The following is a 6,585-nucleotide window of genomic DNA, read 5'->3' as shown; positions in this document are numbered from 1 at the left end:
ATTGATACCAACAGGTACTAAAAAATATATGACCCGCCAGGGCGGGCCATATATTTTTTAGTTTTTATAGAAACTGACCTTTTTAGTCAGCCTCTTCATTATATAAGCTACCGTCTTTCTACGCTCAGTAAGGTTTGCCCTTTTCGAATCAAATAGCCCCCTTACAGCTCTTCCTATTTTGTTGCTATAGCAAGCTTATGCCCTCTACTAGCCGCTTACTGCCCAACACATTATATCTTTTTAACAGTTAACATTGTCTTTCAAAGGTAAAATCAGACCACTTAAGCCATCACTTCTTATATAATTCTAACAAAAGCACATAGTTTTTTAATCTTTTCTAAATTTTGACCCTAATACGAAAGTTTTGATAAAATTTACCGTATTCCTTTAGTATCTTTATACCATTCCCGATACAAAATTACGGTACCTCACCCGCGTTACAATCGCTGGATAGGTGTGCCAAGGTCAAAAAATCTAAACGAATGCAAGAAGTGAAGCAATTGCAAGGACTGTACCACCCGGATTATGAACATGATGCCTGCGGAACAGGATTTACAGCCCATATTAAGGGTCGTAAATCGCATCAGATCATAAGGGATGCGCTGACCATGTTGGAAAACATGGAGCATCGCGGTGCATGTGGCTGTGAGCAAAACACTGGTGACGGGGCGGGGATCCTGATTCAGTTGCCACATGAATTTTTGTACGACGAATGTCTGAAAATCGGCATTAGTCTCCCCGAATTTGGTAAATATGGAGTAGGTATGATCTTCTTTCCTAAGGAACCCCGATGGAGAGAAGAATGTCGTGAGATTATTAACCGAGCGGCGGAAAAACTGGGACTTGAAATTCTTGGTTATCGTAAAGTGCCTGTTCGTCCGGACGGCATCGGTGAAGGAGCTCTTTCTGTAGAACCTGAAATTGAACAGGTGTTCATCGCCTGCCCTTATCATATAACTGATAATGATGCCTTTGAACGCAAACTTTTTGTTTTGCGTAATTATGTTTCCAAAACAGTTCGTAACACCGTACCTAAAGAAAAGGCACTGTTTTATATACCATCTCTCTCTACTAAAACGATTGTATATAAAGGTCAGCTGACCACTTACCAGGTACGCCATTATTATGCAGACCTCAGCGATGAGAAAATGGTGTCCGCTTTTGCGCTCATCCACTCCCGCTTTGCAACCAATACTTTCCCTAGCTGGCGCCTGGCCCACCCTTACCGCTACATTGCGCATAATGGTGAGATCAATACGCTGAAAGGAAACCTCAACTGGTTACGAGCCGGTGAGAAAGACTTCTTTTCCAAATTCTTCTCTCAGGAAGAAATGGATATGATCCTTCCTATCGTAGAAGAAGGTCAGTCAGATTCTGCCAGCCTTGATAATGTGGTAGAATTATTAATGCTGACTGGTCGCTCTCTGCCGCATGTAATGATGATGCTGATTCCGGAAGCCTGGGATGGTAACGAAGCAATGGACCCTGTGAAGAAATCCTTCTACGAGTACCACGCTTCCCTTATGGAACCCTGGGATGGTCCTGCCTGTATCTCCTTTACAGATGGTAAGATCATTGGTGGTACCCTTGACCGTAATGGTCTGAGGCCCGCCCGCTTTGTAATTACTAAAGACGATCGCGTAATCATGGCTTCTGAAGCAGGTGTATTACCAATCGATCCTAAGAACGTAAAAGAAAAAGGCCGCCTGCAGCCCGGCAGAATGTTCATTGTGGACATGGAACAGGGCCGCATTATCGGCGATGAGGAACTGAAACAGACCATCTGTTCTCAGCAACCTTACGGCGAATGGCTGAATAAATATAAGATCCGCCTGGAAGAACTGTCTGAACCAAGGGTAACTTTCAGTCACCTGGAACATGATCAGATCTTTAAATACCAGCGCGCTTTCGGTTACTCTTCCGAGGACCTCGAAACCATTATTGCTCCAATGGCATTGGATGGTAAAGAGCCTATCGGTTCTATGGGTACCGATGTTCCGCTGGCTGTACTCAGCGATCAGCCACAACATCTGAGCAGCTACTTCAAACAGCTGTTCGCACAGGTAACGAATCCACCTATCGATCCTATCCGTGAAAGACTGGTAATGTCTCTTGCTACTTTCGTAGGTAATAATGGTAACCTGCTGGATGAAGATCCGCTGCACTGTCATGGACTGGCGTTGCGTCATCCCATCCTGAACAACTTTGAACTGGAAAAAATCCGCAGTATAGATACAGGTCTGTTCCAGGCAAAAACGCTGCACACTTATTTCCGTGCAGACGAAAAGCCGGGGTCTCTTGAAAAAGGACTGCAACGTCTTTGCCGTTATGCAGTAGATGCTGTAGAAGATGGTTTCGAAGTGATTATCCTGTCTGACAGGGCTATCGACTCCGAACATGCTGCGATACCTTCCCTGCTGGCTGCTTCTGCAGTACATCACCACCTGATCCGCAAAGGATACCGTGGCCAGGTAGGGCTCATCGTGGAAGCCGGGGACGTATGGGAAGTACATCATTTTGCCTGTCTGTTAGGTTTTGGCGTTACTGCTATAAACCCTTACCTGGCGCTGAGCACTATCCGCGATATGAAGCTCAACGGTAAGCTGGAAACTGACTACGACGTGGATAAACTGAAAAAGAACTACATCAAAGCAGTTTGCGAAGGTTTATTCAAAGTGTTCTCTAAAATGGGAATCTCTACTCTGCAGTCTTACCAGGGTGCACAGATCTTTGAAATCCTTGGTATCAACCGTCAGGTAGTGGATAAATATTTCACCGGTGCCGTTTCCCGCTTACAGGGTATGGGTCCGGATGAAATTGCCCGCGAAACACTGGCAAAACACTGGATGGGATATGGCCGTAAAGAAACACCGGTACAACGCCTCACTACAGGAGGTATTTACCAGTGGAAACGTAAAGGCGAGTTCCATCTCTTTAATCCAACGACGATTCACCTGCTGCAATATGCTACCCGCATGGGCGATTACAGCACATTCAAAAAATATTCAAAGGCGGTAAACGATCAGGGTGAAAAAGCAGCTACACTCCGTAGTCTCTTCGCTTTCAAACGTACCCGTCCTTCTGTTCCTATTGAAGAAGTAGAATCTGCACAGAGCATTCTGAAGCGTTTCGCTACCGGTGCAATGAGTTTTGGTTCTATCTCTCACGAAGCTCACTCTACACTGGCTATTGCAATGAACCGTATTGGTGCCAAGAGCAATACAGGTGAGGGTGGAGAAGATGAATTGCGCTATGAATTATTACCTAATGGTGATAGCATGCGCTCTTCTATCAAACAGGTAGCCAGTGCCCGTTTCGGTGTTACCAGCAACTACCTTACAAATGCGGATGAGCTCCAGATTAAGATGGCACAGGGAGCTAAACCCGGAGAGGGTGGCCAGCTACCCGGCCATAAGGTGGATGAGTGGATCGCTAAAGTGCGCCACGCTACACCAGGAGTAGGATTAATTTCCCCTCCTCCGCATCACGACATTTACTCTATTGAAGATCTTGCACAATTGATCTTTGACCTCAAGAATGCTAACCGTGCAGCACGTATCAGTGTTAAACTGGTATCCAAAGCAGGGGTAGGCACCATCGCTGCGGGTGTAGCTAAAGCTAAGGCAGATGTGGTACTCATTGCAGGTCATGATGGTGGTACCGGTGCTTCTCCTATCAGTTCTGTGAAACATGCCGGGTTGCCCTGGGAACTGGGTCTGGCAGAAACACATCAGACACTTGTAAAGAACAAACTACGCGGCCGCGTAGTGGTACAAACCGATGGTCAGTTGAAAACCGGCCGTGATATTGCTATCGCTACCTTATTGGGAGCTGAAGAATGGGGTGTGGCTACTGCTGCGCTGGTGGCAGAAGGTTGTATCATGATGCGTAAATGCCATCTGAATACCTGCCCTGTGGGCGTGGCTACCCAAGATCCTGAATTGCGTAAACGCTTTAACGGGGATGCTGAGAATGTAGTGAACCTGTTTAATTTCCTGGTAGAAGAATTCCGTGAAATAATGGCGGACCTCGGTTTCCGTACTGTTGTAGAAATGGTGGGCCAGGTAGATAACTTACAGGTTCGTGAAAATATCACTCACTGGAAATACAAACACCTGGATCTTTCCCAGGTATTATATAAAGAACCAGCCGGTCCTGAAGTTGGCTTGTACAAACAGGAAGAACAGGATCATGGTATCAGTGAAGTGATTGACTGGCAGCTTTTAAAAGCAGCACAGCCGGCACTTGAGAAGAAATCCCGTGTATATCAGCAGTTTCCGGTTAAGAATACAGATCGTGCTACAGGTACCATCCTCAGTAACGAAATATCCAAACGTTATAAGGGTGATGGCTTACCGGAAGATACTATCCATTATAAATTTATAGGTTCTGCCGGCCAGAGTTTTGGGGCCTTTAATACAAAAGGTGTTACCCTGGAACTGGAAGGTGAAGCAAATGATTATTTTGGTAAAGGTCTTTCCGGAGCAAAACTGATCCTTTTCCCACCTGCTGAAGCTGGTTTCAAAGCAGAAGAAAATATCATTGCCGGTAACGTTGCTTTCTACGGGGCTACCTCCGGAGAAGCTTACATCCGCGGTAAAGCAGGTGAACGTTTCTGTGTACGTAACTCCGGTGCTACTATTGTGACAGAAGGTGTTGGCGACCATGGTTGTGAATATATGACCGGTGGTAAAGCAGTGATCCTGGGTGAAACCGGCCGAAACTTCGGTGCTGGCATGAGTGGTGGTATTGCGTATGTATATGATGTGAAAGGTAGTTTCGCCAGCCGTTGCAACCTGGAGATGATTGACCTCGATCCGCTGGATCAGGAAGATATCACCATCCTGCAGGACCTGATAACCAAACATCATGCATACACAAACAGCACAGTTGCCAAGTTCATATTAAAGGACTGGGAAAATCAGCTGCGTCATTTTGTGAAAGTATTCCCTAAAGAATACAAGGCTGTATTAAATGCGTCAAAAACACAGACGCAGAAAGTAGGGAAGTAGTACTAACATTCTAACAAAAAGAAATGGGCAAACCAACAGGATTCCTGGAATTTACAAGAGAGCTGCCAGGTAAAGTGGCTCCACAGGAAAGAGTCCAGAATTATAACGAATTCATCGAAAAATATTCAGATAGCAAACTGAATCAGCAGTCTGCACGCTGTATGAATTGTGGTGTTCCTTTTTGCCACAGCGGTTGCCCGCTGGGTAATGTGATCCCAGAGTTTAATGATGCTGTATATAATAAAGAATGGCAGGAAGCGTATGATATATTAAGCAGCACGAACAACTTTCCGGAATTTACCGGTCGTATTTGTCCGGCGCCATGCGAAAGCTCCTGTGTATTAGGTATCAATCAGCCTCCCGTGGCTATTGAAGAAATTGAACGTCATATTATTGAGATAGCTTTTGATAAAGGCCTGGTACAAGCGAAAGCTCCTCGTGTACGTACTGGTAAGAAAATAGCTGTTATCGGCTCTGGTCCTGCGGGACTTGCTGCTGCTGCACAGCTGAATTATGCCGGACACCAGGTAACTGTGTTTGAAAGAGACGATGCTCCAGGTGGTTTACTCCGCTATGGTATTCCCGATTTCAAACTGGAAAAATGGGTGATCGACCGTCGTATTAAACTGATGGAAGAAGAAGGCGTGGTATTCCAATGCAATGCTAACGTAGGTGTGAATGTAAGCGTGAATGATCTGCTGCGTGAATACAATGCAATTGTATTGGCTGGTGGTTCCACTATCCCACGCGATCTGAGCATTCCTGGCCGTCATTTCAAAGGTGTACATTATGCAATGGACTTCCTGAAACAGCAGAACAAACGCGTAAGCAATCTGCCGGTGATAGGAGAAGATATCATGGCTACCGGAAAGAATGTAGTAGTGATTGGTGGTGGTGATACTGGTTCCGACTGTGTTGGTACATCTAACCGTCATGGTGCAATAGGTGTTACTCAACTGGAATTATTACCAAAACCTCCGGGAGAACGTACTCCTTATATGCCATGGCCTACTTATCCAATGGTGTTGAAAACATCTTCTTCTCATGAAGAAGGCGCTGCACGTCATTGGGCAATTGGTACCAAAGAGTTTGTAGGAGATGAGAAGGGTAATCTGACAGGATTGAAAATAGTGAAGCTCGAATGGTCCTTAGGTCCTGATGGACGTCCCGGTAGTTTCAAAGAAGTAGCTGGTACTGAAGAGGTACTGCCTTGTGAACTAGCTTTCCTCGCTATGGGTTTCTTACACCCTCAGCATACCGGTTTACTGGATGAACTGGGTGTAGAAAAAGATGAAAGAGGAAATGTGAAAGCAGGAGAGAGGGCATTCCAGACTTCTATTCCCAAGGTATTTGCTGCCGGCGACATGCGTCGTGGTCAATCCCTGGTAGTATGGGCCATCAGTGAAGGCCGCGAGTGTGCCAGAAAAGTTGATGAGTTCCTGATGGGTAGCTCTCAGCTGGAAAGTAAAGATCATTCTTTACAGGCACTGGCAGTATAAAATGAACAATACGTATACACGTAATAATATTTGAAGTCTTGATTTAAACTTTCTCATAAGCAGGTTTAGATTTT

General features: G+C 45.5%; 2 protein-coding genes. Both read left to right on the top strand.

Annotated elements, in window-relative coordinates; genetic code table 11:
- Nucleotides 1-482 precede the first annotated feature (482 nt).
- Entirely contained in the window at nt 483-5,012 is a 4,530-nt protein-coding gene (gltB, locus tag BM176_RS31840) for a glutamate synthase large subunit (protein ID WP_090108462.1), read from the top strand.
- Nucleotides 5,013-5,035: 23 nt separating this feature from the next.
- Nucleotides 5,036-6,511: a glutamate synthase subunit beta gene (locus tag BM176_RS31835; protein ID WP_090108461.1), complete on the top strand. Its 1,476-nt coding sequence runs from the start codon at nt 5,036-5,038 to the stop codon at nt 6,509-6,511.
- The last annotated feature ends 74 nt before the right edge of the window (nt 6,512-6,585 follow it).

The organism is Chitinophaga sp. CF118 (assembly GCF_900112615.1).
In the GTDB taxonomy this organism is placed as follows: domain Bacteria; phylum Bacteroidota; class Bacteroidia; order Chitinophagales; family Chitinophagaceae; genus Chitinophaga.
This window is presented reverse-complemented; position numbering and strand designations above follow the sequence as displayed.

What these genes read in the sequence shown, in the direction of transcription:
- gltB (WP_090108462.1), top strand. Translation starts at nt 483, where the DNA reads ATGCAAGAAGTGAAGCAATTGCAAGGACTGTACCACCCGGATTATGAA.
- BM176_RS31835 (WP_090108461.1), top strand. Translation starts at nt 5,036, where the DNA reads ATGGGCAAACCAACAGGATTCCTGGAATTTACAAGAGAGCTGCCAGGT.